Annotated in this window: 16 protein-coding genes; 10 read left to right on the top strand and 6 right to left on the bottom strand. The window is 58.1% G+C overall.

The window, feature by feature from the left end; genetic code table 11:
* From cyoC to BMX75_RS08200, 4 genes are all read right to left on the bottom strand, one after another.
* Complete coding sequence (cyoC, locus tag BMX75_RS08215; RefSeq protein ID WP_092826984.1) at nucleotides 1–621, bottom strand: cytochrome o ubiquinol oxidase subunit III; 621 nt, start codon at nucleotides 619–621, stop codon at nucleotides 1–3.
* 2 nt (nucleotides 622–623) lie between these two features.
* Nucleotides 624–2,660, bottom strand: coding sequence for a cytochrome o ubiquinol oxidase subunit I (gene cyoB / locus BMX75_RS08210; RefSeq protein ID WP_092826982.1), 2,037 nt, complete (start codon nucleotides 2,658–2,660; stop codon nucleotides 624–626).
* A gap of 3 nt (nucleotides 2,661–2,663) precedes the next feature.
* Entirely contained in the window at nucleotides 2,664–3,620 is a 957-nt protein-coding gene (gene cyoA, locus BMX75_RS08205) for a ubiquinol oxidase subunit II (RefSeq protein ID WP_092826980.1), read from the bottom strand.
* 293 nt (nucleotides 3,621–3,913) lie between these two features.
* A complete protein-coding gene (locus BMX75_RS08200) occupies nucleotides 3,914–4,681 on the bottom strand; it encodes a DeoR family transcriptional regulator (protein WP_092826978.1) in 768 nt (255 codons plus the stop codon).
* 386 nt (nucleotides 4,682–5,067) lie between these two features.
* Here BMX75_RS08200 and BMX75_RS08195 point away from each other — a divergent pair, with 386 nt between their 5' ends.
* The 8 genes from BMX75_RS08195 to BMX75_RS08160 all read left to right on the top strand — a co-directional run bounded on the left by BMX75_RS08195 (nucleotide 5,068) and on the right by BMX75_RS08160 (nucleotide 13,040).
* Entirely contained in the window at nucleotides 5,068–5,832 is a 765-nt protein-coding gene (locus tag BMX75_RS08195; protein WP_092826976.1) for an outer membrane protein OmpK, read from the top strand.
* A gap of 31 nt (nucleotides 5,833–5,863) precedes the next feature.
* Nucleotides 5,864–7,147: a NupC/NupG family nucleoside CNT transporter gene (locus BMX75_RS08190; RefSeq protein ID WP_092826974.1), complete on the top strand. Its 1,284-nt coding sequence runs from the start codon at nucleotides 5,864–5,866 to the stop codon at nucleotides 7,145–7,147.
* Between the two features lie 89 nt (nucleotides 7,148–7,236).
* On the top strand, nucleotides 7,237–8,040 hold the full coding sequence (deoC, locus tag BMX75_RS08185; protein WP_092826972.1) for a deoxyribose-phosphate aldolase: 804 nt from the start codon (nucleotides 7,237–7,239) through the stop codon (nucleotides 8,038–8,040).
* A gap of 1 nt (nucleotide 8,041) precedes the next feature.
* On the top strand, nucleotides 8,042–9,367 hold the full coding sequence (gene deoA / locus BMX75_RS08180; protein WP_175474712.1) for a thymidine phosphorylase: 1,326 nt from the start codon (nucleotides 8,042–8,044) through the stop codon (nucleotides 9,365–9,367).
* Nucleotides 9,367–10,611, top strand: a complete 1,245-nt coding sequence (locus tag BMX75_RS08175) for a phosphopentomutase (RefSeq protein WP_092826968.1) — start codon at nucleotides 9,367–9,369, stop codon at nucleotides 10,609–10,611. The genes deoA and BMX75_RS08175 overlap by 1 nt, the downstream gene beginning before the upstream one ends.
* A 14-nt stretch (nucleotides 10,612–10,625) precedes the next feature.
* Nucleotides 10,626–11,351: a purine-nucleoside phosphorylase gene (deoD, locus tag BMX75_RS08170; RefSeq protein WP_092826966.1), complete on the top strand. Its 726-nt coding sequence runs from the start codon at nucleotides 10,626–10,628 to the stop codon at nucleotides 11,349–11,351.
* 23 nt (nucleotides 11,352–11,374) lie between these two features.
* Entirely contained in the window at nucleotides 11,375–11,782 is a 408-nt protein-coding gene (gene cdd, locus BMX75_RS08165) for a cytidine deaminase (protein WP_092826964.1), read from the top strand.
* Nucleotides 11,783–11,915: 133 nt separating this feature from the next.
* Nucleotides 11,916–13,040 carry an aminotransferase class V-fold PLP-dependent enzyme gene (locus BMX75_RS08160; RefSeq protein ID WP_092826962.1) on the top strand — a complete coding sequence of 375 codons (1,125 nt, stop codon included), beginning with the start codon at nucleotides 11,916–11,918 and terminating at the stop codon, nucleotides 13,038–13,040.
* Nucleotides 13,041–13,151: 111 nt separating this feature from the next.
* Here the strand turns inward: BMX75_RS08160 and BMX75_RS08155 are convergent, their stop codons facing one another.
* Nucleotides 13,152–14,570, bottom strand: coding sequence for a hypothetical protein (locus BMX75_RS08155; RefSeq protein ID WP_092826960.1), 1,419 nt, complete (start codon nucleotides 14,568–14,570; stop codon nucleotides 13,152–13,154).
* A gap of 139 nt (nucleotides 14,571–14,709) precedes the next feature.
* On the opposite strand from BMX75_RS08155, the gene BMX75_RS08150 reads away from it, so the two are divergent.
* Both BMX75_RS08150 and BMX75_RS08145 read left to right on the top strand, forming a co-directional pair.
* Entirely contained in the window at nucleotides 14,710–15,693 is a 984-nt protein-coding gene (locus tag BMX75_RS08150; RefSeq protein ID WP_340148047.1) for a J domain-containing protein, read from the top strand.
* Between the two features lie 38 nt (nucleotides 15,694–15,731).
* Complete coding sequence (locus tag BMX75_RS08145; RefSeq protein ID WP_092826956.1) at nucleotides 15,732–16,163, top strand: hypothetical protein; 432 nt, start codon at nucleotides 15,732–15,734, stop codon at nucleotides 16,161–16,163.
* Here BMX75_RS08145 and BMX75_RS08140 read toward each other — a convergent pair.
* On the bottom strand, nucleotides 16,080–18,566 hold the full coding sequence (locus tag BMX75_RS08140; RefSeq protein WP_092826954.1) for a mechanosensitive ion channel family protein: 2,487 nt from the start codon (nucleotides 18,564–18,566) through the stop codon (nucleotides 16,080–16,082). The genes BMX75_RS08145 and BMX75_RS08140 overlap by 84 nt on opposite strands.
* Nucleotides 18,567–18,651 lie beyond the last annotated feature (85 nt).

The following is an 18,651-nucleotide window of genomic DNA, read 5'->3' as shown; positions in this document are numbered from 1 at the left end:
TTACAGAGCCCCCATCAGGTAGACGAATGAGAATACACAAATCCACACGATATCCAGAAAGTGCCAAAACAAGCTTAGACACAAAATACGCGGGCGTGTCATATCGTTCAGCCCCTTGGTACGCAATTGATAGAGCACTACCAGGATCCAGACCAGCCCGAAGGTTACGTGCAGACCGTGTGTGCCAACCAAGGTAAAGAAGGCAGATAAAAAGCCGCTGCGATCAGGGCCGTAGCCGAGATGAATGAGATGTTGGAACTCATAAATCTCCATGGCGATAAAGCCTGCCCCCAGCACGAAGGTGATCCACAGCCATTTTTTGACTTTGTCGACCTTCTCGGCGGTCATTGCAAGTACCGCCATGCCGTAGGTAAAACTACTGATCAACAGTGCAAATGTACCGGCCAAAATCAGTGGTAGATCAAAGATCTCTGAGCCGTCGGGTCCACCGGCCGTGCCCCGAAGGAGCACGGCGAAGGTCGCGAATAGTATTCCGAAGATTACCAAGTCGCTCATTAGGTAAACCCAGAAACCGAAAACCTTGATGCTGCTGGTATCGTGGTGATCATGCGCTTCTGGATGCGCGTGATCGTCGTGGTTAGTTACTGCTTCGCTCGCCATGGTTACCCCTGCATCCGGACCTGTAGATGAGACGCTTCTTCGGGATGCTGCTTCACCCACTCCCGATACTCTTCGAGGCGCTGCTTATGCTCAACCTCAATACGTTCAACTTCTGCCGCCGGCACGTAGTAGTCAATGTCGTCATTGGCGACACGCAATATGAAGGCGACAAAGACACCGATACCACCGACAATCGCCAGCCACCAGATGTGCCACACCATGGCGAAGCCAAAGACAGTCGCGAACAGGCTCATCACCGGCCCTGCCACTGTGTTACGCGGCATGTGGATATCCTGATACGGCCCATTACCGATCGCATCGCGGCCTTCCTGCTTCTGCTGCCAGAAATCATCGATACCACTGATGGTCGGCAGATGCGCGAAGTTGTAGAACGGCGCGGGCGACGAGGTTGACCATTCGAGCGTACGGCCATCCCATGGATCACCGCTAACATCGCGGTACTTCATGCTGTTGCGGTTCTTGATGCTGACGAACAGCTGAATCGCCGTACATACAATACCCAACAGGATGATCAATGCGCCTACCCAGGCGACCATCATCATCGGCCACCACTCGGAGGGCTCGTAAGACTGCATGCGACGTACGGCACCGAAGAAACTCAGTACATACAGCGGCATGAAGGCCATGTAGAAACCAATCAACCAGCACCAGAAGCTGCGCTTGCCCCATTTTTCGTCGAGCTTGAAGCCAAAGGCTTTCGGGAACCAGTACACCAGACCCGCCATCATGCCAAACACCACACCACCGATAATCACGTTATGGAAGTGGGCAATAACGAACAGGCTGTTGTGCAGCACGAAGTTGGCCGCCGGTACCGAAAGCATCACACCGGTCATACCACCGATAGTGAAGGTAATGATAAAACCGATGGTCCACAGCATGGGCACTGACAACTCGATGCTGCCGCGGTACATGGTGAACAGCCAGTTGAATACCTTCACGCCCGTGGGGATGGCGATGATCATCGTCATGATGCCGAAGAAGGCGTTGACGTTAGCGCCGGCCCCCATGGTGAAGAAGTGGTGCAACCAGACGACGAACGACAGAATCGTAATCGCGACGGTGGCCCAGACCATAGTGGTATAGCCGAACAGTCGCTTACGACTGAAGGTTGCCACAACTTCAGAGAACACGCCGAAGGCCGGCAAAATCAAGATGTACACCTCAGGATGGCCCCAGGCCCAGATGAGGTTGACGTACATCATGACGTTGCCGCCAAGATCGTTGGTGAAGAAGTTCATCCCCAGGTAACGGTCAAGGGTCAGCATTGCAATCGTCGCGGTCAGAATCGGGAACGACGCAATAATCAGTACGTTGGCGCACAGCGAGGTCCAGGTGAAGATCGGCATGCGGAACATCTTCATGCCCGGCGCACGCATTTTCAGGATCGTCACGAAGAAGTTGATCCCCGTTAGCGTTGTCCCGATACCGGATATCTGCAACGCCCATATCCAGTAGTCGACCCCGACGCCGGGACTGTATTCGATCCCCGATAGCGGCGCGTAGGCCAACCAGCCGGTCGCGGCGAACTCACCAACTACCAGTGATACGTTGACCAGAATAGCACCCGCTACAAACAGCCAGAAACTCAGGTTGTTAAGGAATGGGTAGGCAACATCGCGCGCACCAATCTGCAACGGCACCACCAGGTTCATCAAGCCGATGACCATGGGCATGGCCACGAAGAAGATCATGATCACGCCGTGGGCGGTGAATATCTGGTCGTAGTGTTCCGGTGGTAGATACCCCTCAGAGCCGGCGACCGCAAGCGCTTGCTGAGTACGCATCATCAACGCATCGGCAAAGCCACGGATCAACATCACCAGGGCAACGATGAAGTACATGATGCCGAGTTTCTTGTGGTCAACCGAGGTGAACCACTCACTCCACAAGTAGCCCCACTTACGAAAGTAGGTAATCCCTGCTACCAGCACCGCACCACCAATTGCGATGGCTGCCGCTACGACCAGAACAATCGGGTCGGTTGGGATAGCGTCAAAACCGAGTTTTCCAAACATAGTTTACTCCGCTGCCTCCGCGCTCATCGCCATATCGCCGTGCTGCTCTTGATGATCGCTACTGGCATGTTTATATCCGGTCTCGTCAGGAAGCACCTCAACGGGCTCACCATTGTGGTAAATGTTGAGAATGTCGTCGTAAAGGGTCGGCGATACTTCAGAGAAGTACTCGACCGGATGATTACGGCTTGGCTTTAACAGCTCGCGATAACCATCTTCAAGGCTCAGTGAATCAGAGGACTGCCTTACTTCCTCTACCCACTCGTCAAAGCCTTCTTCCGATGTTGCATGAGCGTCAAAGGTCATGCCTGAAAAACCAAAACCACTGTAGTTGGTAGAACGGCCTGGATAGGTACCTTCCTCATCGGCGATCAAGTGGACGTCATTATCCATTCCCGCCATGGCATAGATCTGGCTGCCCAAGTCAGGGATGAAGAATGAGTTCATTACCGACGAGGAGCTCACCCGGAAACGCACCGGCGTATCCGCTGGGAAAGCCACTTCATTCACCGTGGCGATACCTTGCTCGGGGTAGATAAACAGCCATTTCCAGTCCATTGCCACAGCCTGGATTTCAAACGTTTCCTCACCCTCTTCAGCGATGGACCTATGCGGGTCCAGGCTATGCGATGTATACCAGGTCAACCCCGCAAGGAAGAGCACGATAACGCAAGGAATCAGCCACACCACCACTTCAACCCAGGTGTTGTGTGCCCAATCAGGCGTGTAGGCGGCATTGTGGTTACCACGACGGTAACGCCATGCAAAGAACAGCGTCATCCCGATAACGGGAATCACGACGATCTGCATGATGCCAAAGGCTGTCAATATCAGGGTGCGTTGCTCGGCGCCAATCTGACCCTTCGGGTCCATCAACGCCGAGCTACAACCACCCAGCAATAAAAATAAAGAAAGCAACAGTAGAAGACCTGCCGCTTTGGCGTAGAGGTTTTTTCTCATGTTACGACCTCGTCAGGGCTGGGAGGCAAACATTGTGAACAAGCTGCTAAATAGCAAGCTAACAAAGTCTCTTGAGCAAACGCAGCCGATAAGCAGTCGCTTAACGTCGACGTATGATCGCGAGAGAGGATCGTTTGGCAAGCTAACGCCAAACACAATTACCGCAGACGGTGGCTATTCTCGCATCAATGACGCAGAAGAGAAGAGACGATTTGCCGCAGGTAAACGCGGCGGATTTTGCCACGAATGACCGGCGGCTTAAAGAACACTTGGCTAATTTAATCAAAAACAAGCTAAGGCGCGGTGATGGTCGGCACCGCATGGTGGTCATCGCGGAGCAAGGCGGGCGCGCCCTCCTCGTCGGTGACCACTACATCAAACTCGCTTACCGAAGCAAAATAGGCTGGGCGTACCACACCAAACTTGCTGGCATCTACTACCAATAGACGCTGCATAGCCGCCGCCATCGCCGCCTGCTTGGGCAGCACCTCATGGAAATGAAAGCAACTCACTCCGCGTTGCATATCCACACCCGCCGCTGAAATAAACGCCTTGTTGATGCCCAACCGCTCAATGGATTCAGCCATGCTGTCGCTGGCAAAGGACTGCGAGGCGGCATAAAACAGACCGCCCAGCAGCACTAGCCGCACGTTGGGCAGCGGCGCCACGGCATTGGCTACGTTAAGCGCGTAGGTAATGACGGTCAGCTCGCGATATTCGCTAAGCTGATTCATCAGCGGCATCAGTGTCGAGCCGCAATCAACAAACAGCGTATCCCCGTCTTCGATAAAGCGCTGCGCCCGCTGGCACAGACGGCTTTTCGCCTGATAATGGCTGGCCTGTTGCTCGCTCAAGTCGTACACCGGCGTCACACCCGGCGTATGCGCCATGACCAGGCGCCCCCCTAGCAAGCTGATCACGTGAGGGTGGGCGTTAAGATCTCGGCGAATGGTCATTTCCGACACGCCGCAAAGCGCCGCCGCATCGCGCAAATGTAGCGTCCCGCCAGTTGCTAGTGCTTCCTGCAATGTTGCCAAGCGCAACGCGCTCCGGTCTTTCATTGGCAGCTTCTCCTGGTAACGGCCTGTTGTGATTGGGTGGGCCTAGGTTATCGCTGAGCGCTTTCACGCTTACCGCTGATAGCTATCCCCTATGCTGAGCGACCACTCAGGGAATTACCATTAAACCAACGGCTTTTGAAACGCATGTCAGCAGTTTTTCATTTAACCACCGTTGACGTGATAAAAGTTGCAAATCAACGTTAGAAAAATAACACTAAATGTTATAATTTTAACATCACAACAAAACGCCAGCCCTCACGTCCGTCGTCGAGGCGGATCAAAACTGCAACTAACAACCTGTTGAGGCTCTCATGACTGCTCTTACATATTTTACTGCCACTTTTCCTTCACGTGCGTCGCTCGCAGCGCTCAGCGCTGGTGTATTAATGGCTGGCGCCGCCAACACCGCTAACGCGGATACCTTTGATCCTGTCTGGTCATTCGCCAATGTGTCGGTCAACTACCTCGACTGGTCCGACGGCACCGAAGACCGCACCTCGACCAATGCGCCGAAAAGCGACTTCATGTTCCTCGAGCTCGAAGGTGGGCTGGGCTACGAATGGGGCGAGTTCTACGGTTTTTTTGATTTCGAGAACCCTACCAACGACCAGTTCGACGAAGCCAGCGGCGGTGCCGACAACTTCCGCACGGCGGGCAAGCTGACATCGCACATCTATCTGGGCGATAGCCCGCTATCTATTTATGCCCACCTATACGATTTCCGTGATTATGGGTTTGACAGCCGTGAGCAGGACCAGATCCTTGGCCTTGGCTACCGCAAAACCTTTGATAATGGTCTGTGGTTCAAACCGTTTATCGGCGCCGCACGAGTTCAGAGCAATGGCTACACCGGTTCGAACGGTTTCATGGCCGGCTGGGTAGCAGGCTATGATTTCAATGCGTTCGGGCAGGATTTTGGGGTGACCAACTGGCACGAACAGACCTTCGGCCGCGACGATGAGTACCTGAATGAGAACTACGTCAACGGCAAGGCGGACAGCGTCGGCACCAACGGAGCCGTCAGCCTCTGGTGGCATCCGTCGGACATGATCACCACCGGCGTTCAGTACCGTTATTCTGATGAAAAACTAGGCACGCCTAACAATTATCAGAACGCGATGATTTACACTGTGAAGCTCAACCTGCTGTAACACGCACCTAGCGCACGCGAAGGATCTTTTTATGACACTCCTGATGAGTTTGGTCGGCATGGTAACTCTGGTGACCATCGCCCTGATCTTTTCTTACGATCGCAAGTCGATTCGCTTACGTACGGTGCTGGGTGCCTTCGGCATTCAAGCGGGTATTGGCGCCTTTGTGCTATACGTTCCTTTTGGCCAGACGGTGCTGCAAACCATTTCAGCGGGCGTCAGCCAGATTCTCGTATATGCCGACGACGGTATCAGTTTCCTGTTTGGCGGCCTGGCCGATGCCGACGAAGTCGGTTTTGTCTTTGCCATTAAGGTATTGCCAGTCATCATCTTTTTCTCCTCGCTTATCGCGGTGCTGTATTACCTTGGCATCATGCAGTGGGTAATCCGCATCCTGGGTGGCGCCCTGCAGAAGGCGCTGGGCACTTCGCGTACCGAGTCGCTTTCTGCCACAGCAAACATCTTCGTCGGCCAGACCGAGGCGCCGCTCGTGGTGCGTCCGTTTATCGCCCGGATGACACCTTCTCAGCTGTTTGCCGTGATGTGTGGCGGCTTGGCGTCGGTGGCGGGCTCCGTACTGGCAGGTTACGCCGCTCTGGGCATTCCCATGGAGTACCTGGTCGCTGCCTCCTTCATGGCAGCTCCCGGTGGCCTGCTGTTTGCTAAACTGATAATGCCCGAAACCCAGGATGCGCAAGAGAGCGATAGCGTTTCCAAGGTTGAAGAAGAATTGCAGGAGCAGGAGGACAAGCCAAGCAACGTGCTGGACGCGGCCGCCTCTGGCGCGACATCCGGTTTGATGCTGGCCGCCAACGTAGGGGCCATGCTCCTCGCCTTCATTGGGCTGATTGCTTTGATCAACGGTATTCTTGGCGGCATTGGCGGCTGGGTCGGTTTTGAATCGTTGAGCCTTGAGTGGATTCTGGGCTGGCTATTTGCCCCGCTGGCCTTTTTACTGGGTGTGCCCTGGGAAGAAGCTACACTGGCGGGTTCATTCATTGGCCAAAAATTGGTCGTTAATGAGTTTGTCGCCTATATCAACCTCGCGCCCTATATTGAAGGTGAGCAGATGGTCGCGGCCACTGGCCAAGCGATGACCGCACACACCATGGCGATTCTTTCCTTTGCCCTGTGTGGCTTTGCCAATTTATCCTCTATTGCGATTTTGCTCGGCGGCCTAGGTAGCATTGCCCCCTCTCGCCGTAAGGAAATCGCCCGCTTTGGCGTCAAGGCGGTATTGGCCGGTACTTTGTCTAACCTGATGTCGGCCTCTATTGCAGGTTTCTTCATCGCCCTGGGCAGCGTTGCTTCTTAACGTAACCTTCAACGATTACGCGGGCGCTGCTGTCATATACAGTAGTGCCCGTTTTTTTCAGTCATTCTTAAACCCTAATACTGTGCGAGATGTCCATGACCGCTTCGATTAACATGACCCTTGCCGCGCGCCAGGCGCTTTCACTGATGGACCTGACCAGTCTCAACGATACCGATACCGATGCGTCCACCGAATCGCTGTGCAAAAAGGCAAAAACGCCCTTCGGCTACCCGGCAGCGGTATGCGTCTACCCCCAGTTCGTCGTGACCGCGCGTCGCGCCCTCACCGCCCACGAGCTTAACGGTGACGTCAAAATCGCCACCGTCACCAACTTTCCCCACGGCGGTGACGACATCATGGGCGCCGCCCGCGAGACCCGTGAAGCCGTCGCCTCCGGGGCAGACGAAGTCGACGTCGTCTTTCCCTATCGCGCCCTTATGGCGGGCGACGAAGAAACTGGCCGTGAGCTGGTGGAAATGTGCCATGCAGCCTGCGGCGGTCAGGCGCTTTTGAAAGTCATCATTGAGGCCGGCGAGCTTAAAGAGCCTGCGCTTATCAAGCGGGCAAGCGAGCTGGCCATTGAAGCCGGCGCCGACTTTATCAAGACCTCAACCGGCAAGGTGGCGGTCAACGCAACGCTGGAATCCGCCGAAATCATGCTTCAGGCGATCCAAGACAGCGGCAAGGATGTCGGGTTCAAGGCGGCAGGTGGCGTCAAGACAGCCGAAGAGGCCGCCGAATACCTGGCGCTCGCCGCCAAGATCATGGGTGACCAGTGGGTCTCGCCGCGCCACTTCAGGTTTGGTGCCTCCAGCCTGCTGGGTGACTTGCTCAACACCCTGAGTGGCAACCCCCAGACCGCGTCGCTCTCGCGTAATGACGGAGGCTATTAAGATGCTCCCGCAAGAACTGATTCGCCTAAAGCGCGATCACCAGCCGCTACCAGCAGATGAAATCAAGGCGTTTGTACAGAGCATTGCCGATGACCGTATCAGCGATGCACAAATTGGCGCCTTTACCATGGCGGTGTATCTGAACGGCATGAGCCGAGAGGAAGTTGTCGCCCTGACCAGCGCCACCCGCGACTCCGGTCACGTCATGCAGTGGGATTCACTCAACCTGCCCGGCCCGATCGTCGACAAACACTCCACCGGCGGTGTGGGTGATCTGGTCTCGCTGGTGCTGGGCCCCTGGGTCGCCGCCTGTGGTGCCTTCGTGCCGATGATTTCCGGCCGCGGCCTGGGCCACACCGGCGGCACGCTGGACAAGCTGGAGTCCATTCCCGGCTATGACCCCTACCCCGCCCCGGAACGCTTCGGCGACGTGGTGAAATCCACCGGCGTGGCGATTATCGGCCAGACCGGCAACTTGGCCCCGGCAGACAAGCGCATCTACGGCGTGCGCGACGTGACCGCCACGGTGGAATCCATCCCGCTGATCACCGCCTCGATCCTGGGCAAAAAGCTGGCCTCCGGCCTGGATGCCCTGGTCATGGATGTCAAAGTCGGCAGCGGCGCCTTCATGCCCACGCCGGAAAAATCCCGCGAACTGGCCAAGAGCATTGCCAATGTCGCGACCCAGGCGGGCACGCCGACCACGGCCTTGCTCACCGACATGAGCCAGCCGCTGGCTCCCTGCGCCGGTAACGCGGTCGAGATCGTCGAAACCCTGGCACTGCTGCGCGGTGAACGCGCCAACAGCCGGGTCATGCAGGTGACCCGCGAACTGGCGGTGGAAATGCTGATGGCGGGCAAGCTGGTCGACAGCCGTGAGGAAGCGCTGACCAAGCTTGAAAAAGCCCTGACATCGGGTGCGGCCGCCGAGGTCTTTGCCCGCATGGTAAGCGAGCTGGGCGGCCCTGCCGACTTCATGGAGCGTTCGGATCACTACCTGGCCACAGCCGATGTGATCAAGCCTGTATATGCCGAACAGTCGGGCATCATCCAGCGCATTGACACCCGGGCCGTGGGCATGAGCGTGGTGGAACTCGGCGGGGGCCGCCTGCGCAACGATGCCAGCGTCGACCACAGCGTTGGCTTCAGCGACATTGCCGAAATCGGCGAGCGTGTCGATGGTCAGCGTCCTATCGCCATGGTTCACGCCAAAAGCGAAGACGCCGCCGCCCTTGCCGCCGCCCAGCTTCGCGCCGCGGTCACCTTGGGTGACGCCCCCGCGACCGCGGACACGCTACTTCAAGACACCTTCAGAGGAGAAGCCTGATGCGCCGCGCGATTGTTGTTGTCCTCGATTCATTTGGCATCGGCAGCGCGCCGGATGCCGACACCTTCGGCGACCAGGGATCTGACACCCTGGGCCATATTGCCGCCGCCTGCGCCCGTGGCGACGCCGATACGGCCGAGCGCTCAGGCCCTTTGCAACTACCCAACATGGCAAAACTCGGTTTGTTTCACGCCCACCGCGATGCCACCGGCACTGTAGCGGAAGGCGTTAACCTGCCGGACACGCTGACAGGCGCTTACGCCCACGCCAAGGAAATTTCCAGCGGCAAGGACACCCCCTCGGGCCACTGGGAAATTGCCGGTGTCCCCGTGCGCTTCGACTGGGGCTACTTTCTCGACAAGACCGATAGCTTCCCGTCGGAGCTGCTCGACAGGATTGTCGATGCCGCCAACCTGCCCGGCGTGATCGGCAACTGCCACGCCTCGGGCACCGAGATCATCGCCCGCCTGGGCGAAGAGCACGTCGCCACGGACAAGCCGATCGTCTACACCTCGGCGGATTCCGTCTTCCAGATTGCCGCCCACGAGGAGCACTTCGGCCTCGAGCGGCTCTATGAACTGTGCGAAACCGTGCGCGGGTTGCTCGAGCCCTACAATATTGGCCGCGTGATTGCGCGCCCCTTTGTCGGCAATCACCGCGACGACTTTGCACGCACCGGCAACCGCCGCGACTACAGCGTCGAGCCGCCCACCCCCACGGTGCTGCAAAAGCTCGCCGAGGCGGGTGGCGAAGTGGTCTCAATCGGCAAGATTGCCGATATCTACGCCCACTGCGGGATCACCCACAAGGTCAAGGCCAGCGGTCACGATGCGCTGATGGAGGCCACGCTGTCTGAGGTCGAGCGCACCGCCCGGGAAACCAGCGACCGCACGACCATGATCATGACCAACTTCGTCGATTTTGATTCGGTCTACGGTCACCGCCGCGACGTGCCGGGCTATGCCGCAGCGCTCGAGCACTTCGATGCCCGCCTGCCCGAGCTGTTCGCCGCCCTAAACGACGACGACCTGCTGCTGCTCACCGCCGACCACGGCTGCGACCCCAGTTGGGAAGGCACCGAGCATACCCGCGAATACGTCCCGGTGATGGTGCGCGGCGCAGGCTTTACCCCCGGCCCCATGGGCGAACGCGGCACCTTCGCCGATATCGGCCAGACACTGGCCGACTACTTCGAGCTCGAGGCCATGGCCGACGGCGAAAGCTTTTTACCCAGCGCCGCTTAAAGGAGAAACCTACAATGGCGACACCACATATTAACGCTGAGAAAGGCGATTTTGCCGATACCGTGCTGATGCCCGGCGACCCGCTACGTGCCAAGTTCATCGCCGAGACCTACCTGGACGATGTCCGCCAGGTCAACGACGTGCGCAGCATGCTGGGCTACACCGGCACCTATAAAGGCCGCGAGATTTCCGTCATGGGCCACGGCATGGGCATTCCCTCGGTCTCGATCTACGCCAAAGAGCTGATCACCGACTACGGTGTTAAATCCGTCATTCGCGTGGGCTCCTGCGGCGCGGTTCGCGACGACGTCAACGTTCGCGATGTGGTCATCGGCATGGGCGCCTGCACCGACTCCAAGGTCAATCGCATGCGTTTCAACGACCACGACTTTGCCGCGATTGCCGACTTCGACCTGACCCAGCACGCGGTCGCCGCCGCCAACGCGCAAAACGTGCCGGTGAAAGTCGGCAACATCTTCTCGGCGGATCTGTTCTACAACCCGCAAACCGAGATGGCCGAGCTGCTCAAACGCTACGGCATTGTCGGTGTCGAGATGGAAGCCGCGGGTCTCTACGGCGTGGCCGCGGAATTCGGCGCCCGGGCGCTGACCATCTGCACGGTATCCGACCATATTCTGAAAGGCGACTCGCTCTCAAGCAAAGACCGTCAAACCACCTTCAACGACATGATGACGATTGCGCTCGACACGGTATTACGCGACGACGCAGCGCGCACCTGAAGGCCAACACCAAGGAAATCGCCATGAGCCAAGTCGATACGGCACTGGTTGAGACACTACTGACAGCGCTTGGCAATGCCTATGCGCCCTACTCCAACCACCCGGTGGCCGCCGTGATGGAGTGTCCGGATGGCCAGAAGTTCGTCGGCGGCAACGTCGAAGTGGCCCACTACAAGGGGCTCTGTGCCGAAGCCTCGGCCATTTCAGCCATGGCCACCGCCGGGCAGCGTGAGCTTGCCAAGGTCTATGTCATGGGGCCCGGCGAGCACCTGTGTACGCCCTGCGGCGACTGTCGCCAGCGTATCCGCGAGTTTGCCACGCCCGACACGCAGATCATGGTCCTCTCTCGCCAGGGCGAAGTACTGAAAACCTACACCATGGAAACGCTGCTGCCCGACGCCTTCGGCCCCGAGCAACTGCCGCCGCGTTGACCCCACCTGCCTAGCACTGACAACCAGCCCCTCGCGGGCTGGTTTTGTGCGTTTTTTGCTCGTACTCTTAAGCTCACGCTTTTGTTGATGCAAAGTGTGCCGTCAAGAGCACACCACTTCTTTGGAGAACGCCATGGCTGGCCTACTGCCCAACGTCGACCCCGACGGCTTGCTGGAATATTCGGTGGTCTACACCGACCGCTCGCTGAACCATATGTCGCAACAGTTTCAGGGCGTAATGCGGGATATTTCCGCCACGCTGAAAGAGGTCTACAACGCCCATGCTGCAGTGATCGTGCCGGGTAGCGGCACCTTCGGCATGGAAGCGGTGGCCCGCCAGTTTGCCGTCGACCAACCGACGCTGGTGATCCGTAACGGCTGGTTCAGCTACCGTTGGACGCAGATTATCGAGATGGGCCGACTGACCGACCAGCACACCGTGCTGAAAGCGCGGCGTGAAGACCCCAGCGACCCGCAGTCGCCCTTTGCGCCGGTCCCCGCCGACGAGGTTGCCGAGCGCATTCGCGCTGAAAAGCCTGCGGTCGTTTTTGCCCCTCAGGTGGAAACATCCGCCGGGATGCTCTTGCCGGATCACTACATCCGCACCGTTGCCCAGGCAACCCGTGACGTGGGCGGCCTGCTCGTGCTCGACGCCATTGCCGCGGGTACATTGTGGGTGGACATGCAGGCGCTGGGGGTGGATGTGGTCGTCAGCGCGCCGCAAAAGGGATGGAGTGGCTCGCCCTGCTGCGCCATGGTGATGCTCTCAGAGCGTGCCACCCAGCGTTTGAGCGAGACCCAGAGCAATAGCTTTGCCTGCGATTTAGGCAAGTGGCACAGCATCATGCAGGCCTACGAGAACGGCGGGCACGCCTATCACGCGACCATGCCCACCGATGCCCTGCGCCAGCTGCGCGACATCATGCAGGAAACGCGTGACTACGGCTTTGGCAAGGTCAAAGAGGAGCAGCAGGTGATCGGCCGAGAAGTTCGCGCCATGCTCAAGCGCCACGGTTTTAAAAGCGTCGCAGCAGATGGCTTTGACGCGCCGGGTGTGGTGGTGTGCTACACCGATGACAGCGGCCTGGTCGGCAAGCTTGCCCAGGCAGGCGTACAGGTGGCGGGCGGGGTGCCACTGATGTGCGATGAGGGCGACCACTTCCAGACTTTCCGCATTGGCCTGTTTGGTCTCGATAAGCTGCACCACACCCAGCGCAGCGTGGAAAACCTTGAGCAAGCGATTAATTCAACAGGTTAAATCTCACATAACCAGCTAGCAGCAGGTCTCAGGATCCCGGGACCTGCCAACCTGCCTCTCGACTGCCCGTGTATTGTTAAAGCCTGTTGGCCTCGTTGGATCTGGCGCAGTCTAATCGTTGGCCTTTACTGTGCCGCTCTCCCCGACTTTTTCTACATCGACAATCCCAGACCGGCTGACCACGACCTTCCAGCGAGCCAGGTAAGGCTGGTCTTCGCTGCCGGTTTCGCGAATGACCAGATTGAACAGGTGACGACGCTCGACACTTTCGCGCACGGCCTGGCCTTCTTTAAGCCGGTAGATGTCATACTTGCCCTTGCTCATCAGCCGGGTCAGCATGGAGATATCCAGCGTCAAACTTTCCTGGGTATGTTCGTAACCACTCAGGAAGCGGGTGGGTGACATCCGGGAGCGCGAACGGTAATGCAGCACCACCTCCTCACGCTGGGCCACGGTCCGGCGACGCAACCGCTGAATTTCTGGGTCCAGAGACGAATAGCGCTTATAGTCGAACCATTCGAGCTGATGCCCCACCGATACATTGCGGTTGGGGTCGACGTACTGCCGCCGCCACTTAGGCCGCCCACGGCGCAACCAGCGCCATAGGGTGTTACGTAAATCGTCTTTGAACACTTCGCGCATGGCATAAAGTACGGCCATGGCAATCACGAACAACGAGGTGATATCACCGAGGGTATCGCGCAGGCGAAGTACGCCAAACGAAACAAAGGCCATGACCACGGCCGTCGCCAGGGCTTTGACGGCTTTTTGCTCACCGCCACCCAACTCCTGGGGCCGCTGCTTAAGGGTAATGGGATACTCGATCAAGCGACGCAGCAACCGCATTTTATTCGACATCCGGGTAGGGTCAGCCATCACCCGTTCGGCGTTGTATTCCTGCTCGCGCCGGTACGCTTCTTCTCGCTGGCAAATCGCCACGAACCGGTGACGGATGGGGGTAAACTCACCGCCCCTGGGCATGTGAGCCACCAGCGCCAATAACTGCTGTTCGGTAAACCACGACAGGTAATTATCGATATTGGTGAAATACTTGGTCAGTCGTTCATCCCGGGGCGGATGGCGGCGCAGGCGCCTCAGAATACTTTCACTCAAGTCACTGGTTTGCTGCAGCTGGTCACGCAGCCAATGGACACTTTCCTGGTCGACCTGATGCTTATCTTCGCTTCGGCGTATCTCCCGCGCACTTGTCAGCATGGCTTGGGTATTGCGCTCCATCGCGCCCACGTATTGATAAGCATAAAGGCTGAGGCTCAGGCGATAGGAGTCACTGCCCAGCTGATTGCGGCTCGCCAGACGGCTTTGCACCAGGGGCAGATGATATTCGTCGCTGTAGTAGGTACGCGACACTTGAATCGCCGCGTGGTAAAACGCTTCCTCCGAAATCAACTGGGTCGAAAGGCCAAGATCCCCCGGTACAAACAGATAAATATCCAGATTGTGAGAGGTTTCCTCCTTCAAGCGCCGTGAAATACGCAGTTGAAAGCTGTTTTTGCGCTCTACATTAATCAACTCACCAATCTCCTGCTTCCCTGGATACGTCAATGCGATAACATGGCATCATCGCTAATCGGTGAAGGCCTTGCCTTAAAGCACGCCTGACGCCACTATTGCCCGCTGTTCTTTTCACTTTGGGAGCCTTTGGATGTCCATGGCCCGTTTTTCACCCTTTGAGCTGGTGCTGTTAAATAGCCGCAGCCAAGTGGATACGGCAACGCTACTATTGCTGGCTTGGGTACTTGTTAACCGCCAGCACGTGTCGGAAGGCCAGCGACGCCGTCGCCTGGCCCAGGTCACGGCGCAGTTTCGTCATGGGCATGAATTGGGGCCGGTCATGAGCATTGCCCATCATCAGGATCTTCAAGCCATTCAGCTGGCCGCCGAAATTCTACGTAAAGAGTGCTCGCAAGAGCGCAGCCTGAGTGTCCTGCATCAGTCGATCACGGTGGCAACCGATGACGGCGACCTGTCGCTGGCCAACCATTATATCCTGCGCTTTCTGGCGGACTTGCTCAATGTGACACCCACAACGCTGAGCACCCTGTTTTATGAGTTAACCGGCAGGCCATTAACGTCCCCCGAGGACCCCAGCCGTCATGCCTATTGGCAACGTCACAATCCGGACTACTTTAACCAAAAGGCACGCGAGGCCGCCGCTGAACAGCAGGCTCGAGATGAAGCCGCACAACAGGCTGACGAGAAACACCAGCAACGCAAACAGAAAAAACAGCGTAAACAGCAGGAAAAGCAGCGCCAACAGGAAGAGGCCCAGGCGCGTCAGGCGCATGCCCGACAGGAGCGTGAACGCCAACGGCAACGCGATGACCAGAGCCGCCGCGAACAGGCTCAACGTGAGCAGGCGCGGCAAGACCGGTCCCGTTACGAACGCGCCCAGGGAGAACGCCGCCAGTGGCAGCGCACCGCACCTCCTCCGGACCGCACCACGCGTGCCCTGGCGGTACTCGGGCTGCCGCCGGGGGCCAGTCGTAGCGACGTACGCCTCGCCTATCGGCGCATGGCGCAGCTTCATCACCCGGACCGCTTTTTCACCGAAAGCGAACACCAGGTGGCACTGGCATCCGCACGTTTTCAGCGCATCAAAAACGCGTATGATTACCTGATGCAAACCTACTAAAAAGATGCAGCAGCGACCGACGGAACAAGACCATCCTTATGCGCGATTTGTATCAACGCCTATCGCTTTCACCCGAGGCCAGTGAGCACGACATCCAGGATGCCGTGATGCGCTGCCCCAATAGTGCCCTACGCCAGGACGCTGAGAGTGTTCTCGCGGTCAACGAGCACCGTGAGGCCTACGATACGCTACATCAGACGCTCAACGATATTGGCTGCCTGCGTGCGCGACTCGGCTTGACCCACGGGGCCCACTGGCAAGGTGATGTGGCCAACGATTTTTCACTGCCCCCGGATCATGCCATTTCGCGCCACGATGAACTGGTCGACCGCGTCAGCAACGCGGTCTCGCTGTACAACCGCTGGCGTCGCTGGCGAGGCCCCTGGCTACTCGTCGCCGTGTTCGCCACCGGGGCCGGTATCGGCGTCGTAATGGGATTTGCCCTCTGCCTGGGGCTTGCCGCGGGATAGGCGACGGTCTTCTTCACTTCCCTTACGCTGCCGCTCATCTTTCCTGATTTCGGCTTTGGTCGGCATGGGGGCAGCTTTGGGGGGCGTTGGCCTTTCCCTCCCTTCTGCTGCCTCTTCAGGATCGCTGGCATTCTGGCTGGACTGGCCTTGGTCAGCCCCACTGCCATCCTCCAGGTTCATCTCCACGCTGCTGTCGGGCGCCATCAGGCCGCCTGCCTTACCTTCCATGCTGACACTCAAACGCGGCACGCCCAGGTCGACACCGTCGGCTTCCATGCGTTGTTTCAGCATCAGGTTAAAGGCGCGAGCCACGTCCCATTGCATTTCGGGTGCGGTACGGAACCGCATGCGCAAAATCGCCCCACCATCGTCGAAACTGTCGATTCCCTGCATCTCCAGCGGCGACCAGATGTGGTGGCGCATCATCGGATCCTTGCGCAGTTCCTGGGCGGTTTCCTGCATCAAATGGATGGCATCGTCTATTTTCATGTCGTGGGGAATGCGGATACGCATCAGCGCAATACCGAACTGCCGGGACATGTTGTGGATCGATTCGATGCGGCTGAAGGTGATGATGTGCACGATGCCGTCGAGGTCGCGCAGCCTGACCGTACGCAGAGTCAGGCCTTCTACCGTGCCCATGTGGCCGTTGATTTCGACGAAATCGTCCACGGCCAGGGAGTCTTCGATAAGGATAAAAATACCCGTGATCAGATCCTGTACCAGCGTTTGCGCCCCGAAGCCGATCGCCAGACCAATCACACCGGCACCCGCCAGCAACGGCGTCACGTTAACGCCCAGATTGGCGAGTCCGGCAATAAAGGCAATGATCAGAATCGTGATAAAAATAACATTGCGGATCATCGGCGTGATGGTTTGCGCACGCGCCTGGTTGACCCGCTTGCCGCGGGAGCGTGTCGATGAGATCAACGCCCGCTGAATGGCCGTATCGGCAAAAATCCATACCAGCCACGCCAGCAGCACGGTTCCCCCAAGGCTCACCAGGGCGGGACCCAGCTGTGCACCGGCCAGGCCGCGCTGGCCGAGGCCAAACATCGAGCTGCCCCATACCTGCACCGACAACTCGGCAAAGACCACCCAGGCACAAATGTGTGCCAGCACGAACCCGAAGCGTTTCAGGCGCTTGCGATACTGACTCTGCCGACGGCGGCGGTGGCGGCGCTTACCCAAGCGCTCGGCTTGGCGACGCAGCAGCCCAGTCACCACCAACGTCAGCACCAGCAGGCTCGCCGAAATGATCGACCGGGCAAGTGCCGTGCCCACATCGCCAACGGTAATAAAGATCGCCAGCAGCGAGCCACCTACCAACAACAGCGCGGGGATGTGCCACAGCCCACCAAGCGCGCGAATCATCTCCACAGCAGTGTTGGCATCCCGGCGTTGCTTGTAGGGGCGGTTACAGATCAGGTGACGCACTGGACGCTTGAATTTGATCACGAAACGCGCCGAGATCAGTGCGGCCAGCATATTGGCCAGCACGGAAACCAGGCTGGAAAGCTCGTCGCCCAGCATTTCGACAATACGGCTCGAATTCACCGCGTCGCCCAGTGCGATCAGCGCACCAATGACAAACAGGCTGCGCAGAGCACGCTGATGCAGCAGTTGCACGGCCGTAAACCGATGCCCACGGCTGAAAAAGGCCACGACGGTTTCAAACACCACCGATAGCAGTCGACCACAAACGCAAATATAGGCCACAACCAGCACCATGGTCCGGCCCGGGCTGTAAGCCATCAACTGGCCGACCCCCAGCGTAATCGCAAACGCCAGTATCCAGGGCAGGATGCGCCGAAAGAAGTGCACGACCATCAGCCAGCCTTTAGGGTCGCGGGGCAAGTCCAGCGGCCACTTGCGACGCTTGGCGATCACCCTTCCCGCACCGATCATGGACACCAGCAGCACAACCCAGACCACTGCAAGCACAGCGCCTTCGGCCACCGCACGAATCATCTCGCCTCGACTGGCGTTACTGGCCACATCTCGCAATTCTTCGCCGCCGTTGACCAGTTGACGCTGCCACTCCTCTACTGGCGACCCCCCCGCCTGAGCCTGCTCGCCGATGTCGGTGAGCGTATCTGCAAGCGCCCCCAGCACCCCCTGGCGAACGACCCCTTCATCCTCACTGGCTTCTTGCGTGGTCGTTTGCAGTTCACGCAGCGAGTTGATCAATTCACTGCGCCGCTCTTCATCTTCGAGCACTGAAATCACGTCATTCAGCGACCCCTGAAAGTCTGCGCTGCTGACGTCGTTCTGCTCTTCCGATTCACCACCGCCAAGGCTTGGCAGCGAGATCGCCTGTGCATGAGCGTGGGACGCCATGACGCCCATCAGCATGATGAAAATAAAACGAACAACGGTATTGATTAGCCAGTGCGGTCGCACATGTTACTCCTGAACCAAGGCATCAAAAGGCGATGCCGCATGATTATCCCCGTAAAGGGCTCGCTGAGCGAATATTCTCAGCCCA

The organism is Vreelandella subterranea (assembly GCF_900111305.1).
In the GTDB taxonomy this organism is placed as follows: Bacteria; Pseudomonadota; Gammaproteobacteria; order Pseudomonadales; family Halomonadaceae; genus Vreelandella; species Vreelandella subterranea.
Note: the sequence above shows the minus strand (reverse complement) of the source record. Positions and strands in the feature narration are given on the sequence as shown.

Bases quoted from the DNA above. Each gene is read 5' to 3' on its own strand.
- BMX75_RS08160 (WP_092826962.1), top strand. From the start codon at position 11,916: ATGGCTGGCCTACTGCCCAACGTCGACCCCGACGGCTTGCTGGAATAT.
- BMX75_RS08195 (WP_092826976.1), top strand. From the start codon at position 5,068: ATGGCTGGCGCCGCCAACACCGCTAACGCGGATACCTTTGATCCTGTC.
- cdd (WP_092826964.1), top strand. From the start codon at position 11,375: ATGAGCCAAGTCGATACGGCACTGGTTGAGACACTACTGACAGCGCTT.
- cyoB (WP_092826982.1), bottom strand. From the start codon at position 2,660: ATGTTTGGAAAACTCGGTTTTGACGCTATCCCAACCGACCCGATTGTT.
- deoC (WP_092826972.1), top strand. From the start codon at position 7,237: ATGTCCATGACCGCTTCGATTAACATGACCCTTGCCGCGCGCCAGGCG.
- BMX75_RS08200 (WP_092826978.1), bottom strand. From the start codon at position 4,681: ATGAAAGACCGGAGCGCGTTGCGCTTGGCAACATTGCAGGAAGCACTA.
- deoD (WP_092826966.1), top strand. From the start codon at position 10,626: ATGGCGACACCACATATTAACGCTGAGAAAGGCGATTTTGCCGATACC.
- BMX75_RS08190 (WP_092826974.1), top strand. From the start codon at position 5,864: ATGACACTCCTGATGAGTTTGGTCGGCATGGTAACTCTGGTGACCATC.
- BMX75_RS08145 (WP_092826956.1), top strand. From the start codon at position 15,732: ATGCGCGATTTGTATCAACGCCTATCGCTTTCACCCGAGGCCAGTGAG.
- cyoC (WP_092826984.1), bottom strand. From the start codon at position 621: ATGGCGAGCGAAGCAGTAACTAACCACGACGATCACGCGCATCCAGAA.
- cyoA (WP_092826980.1), bottom strand. From the start codon at position 3,620: ATGAGAAAAAACCTCTACGCCAAAGCGGCAGGTCTTCTACTGTTGCTT.
- BMX75_RS08175 (WP_092826968.1), top strand. From the start codon at position 9,367: ATGCGCCGCGCGATTGTTGTTGTCCTCGATTCATTTGGCATCGGCAGC.
- BMX75_RS08150 (WP_340148047.1), top strand. From the start codon at position 14,710: ATGGCCCGTTTTTCACCCTTTGAGCTGGTGCTGTTAAATAGCCGCAGC.
- deoA (WP_175474712.1), top strand. From the start codon at position 8,042: ATGCTCCCGCAAGAACTGATTCGCCTAAAGCGCGATCACCAGCCGCTA.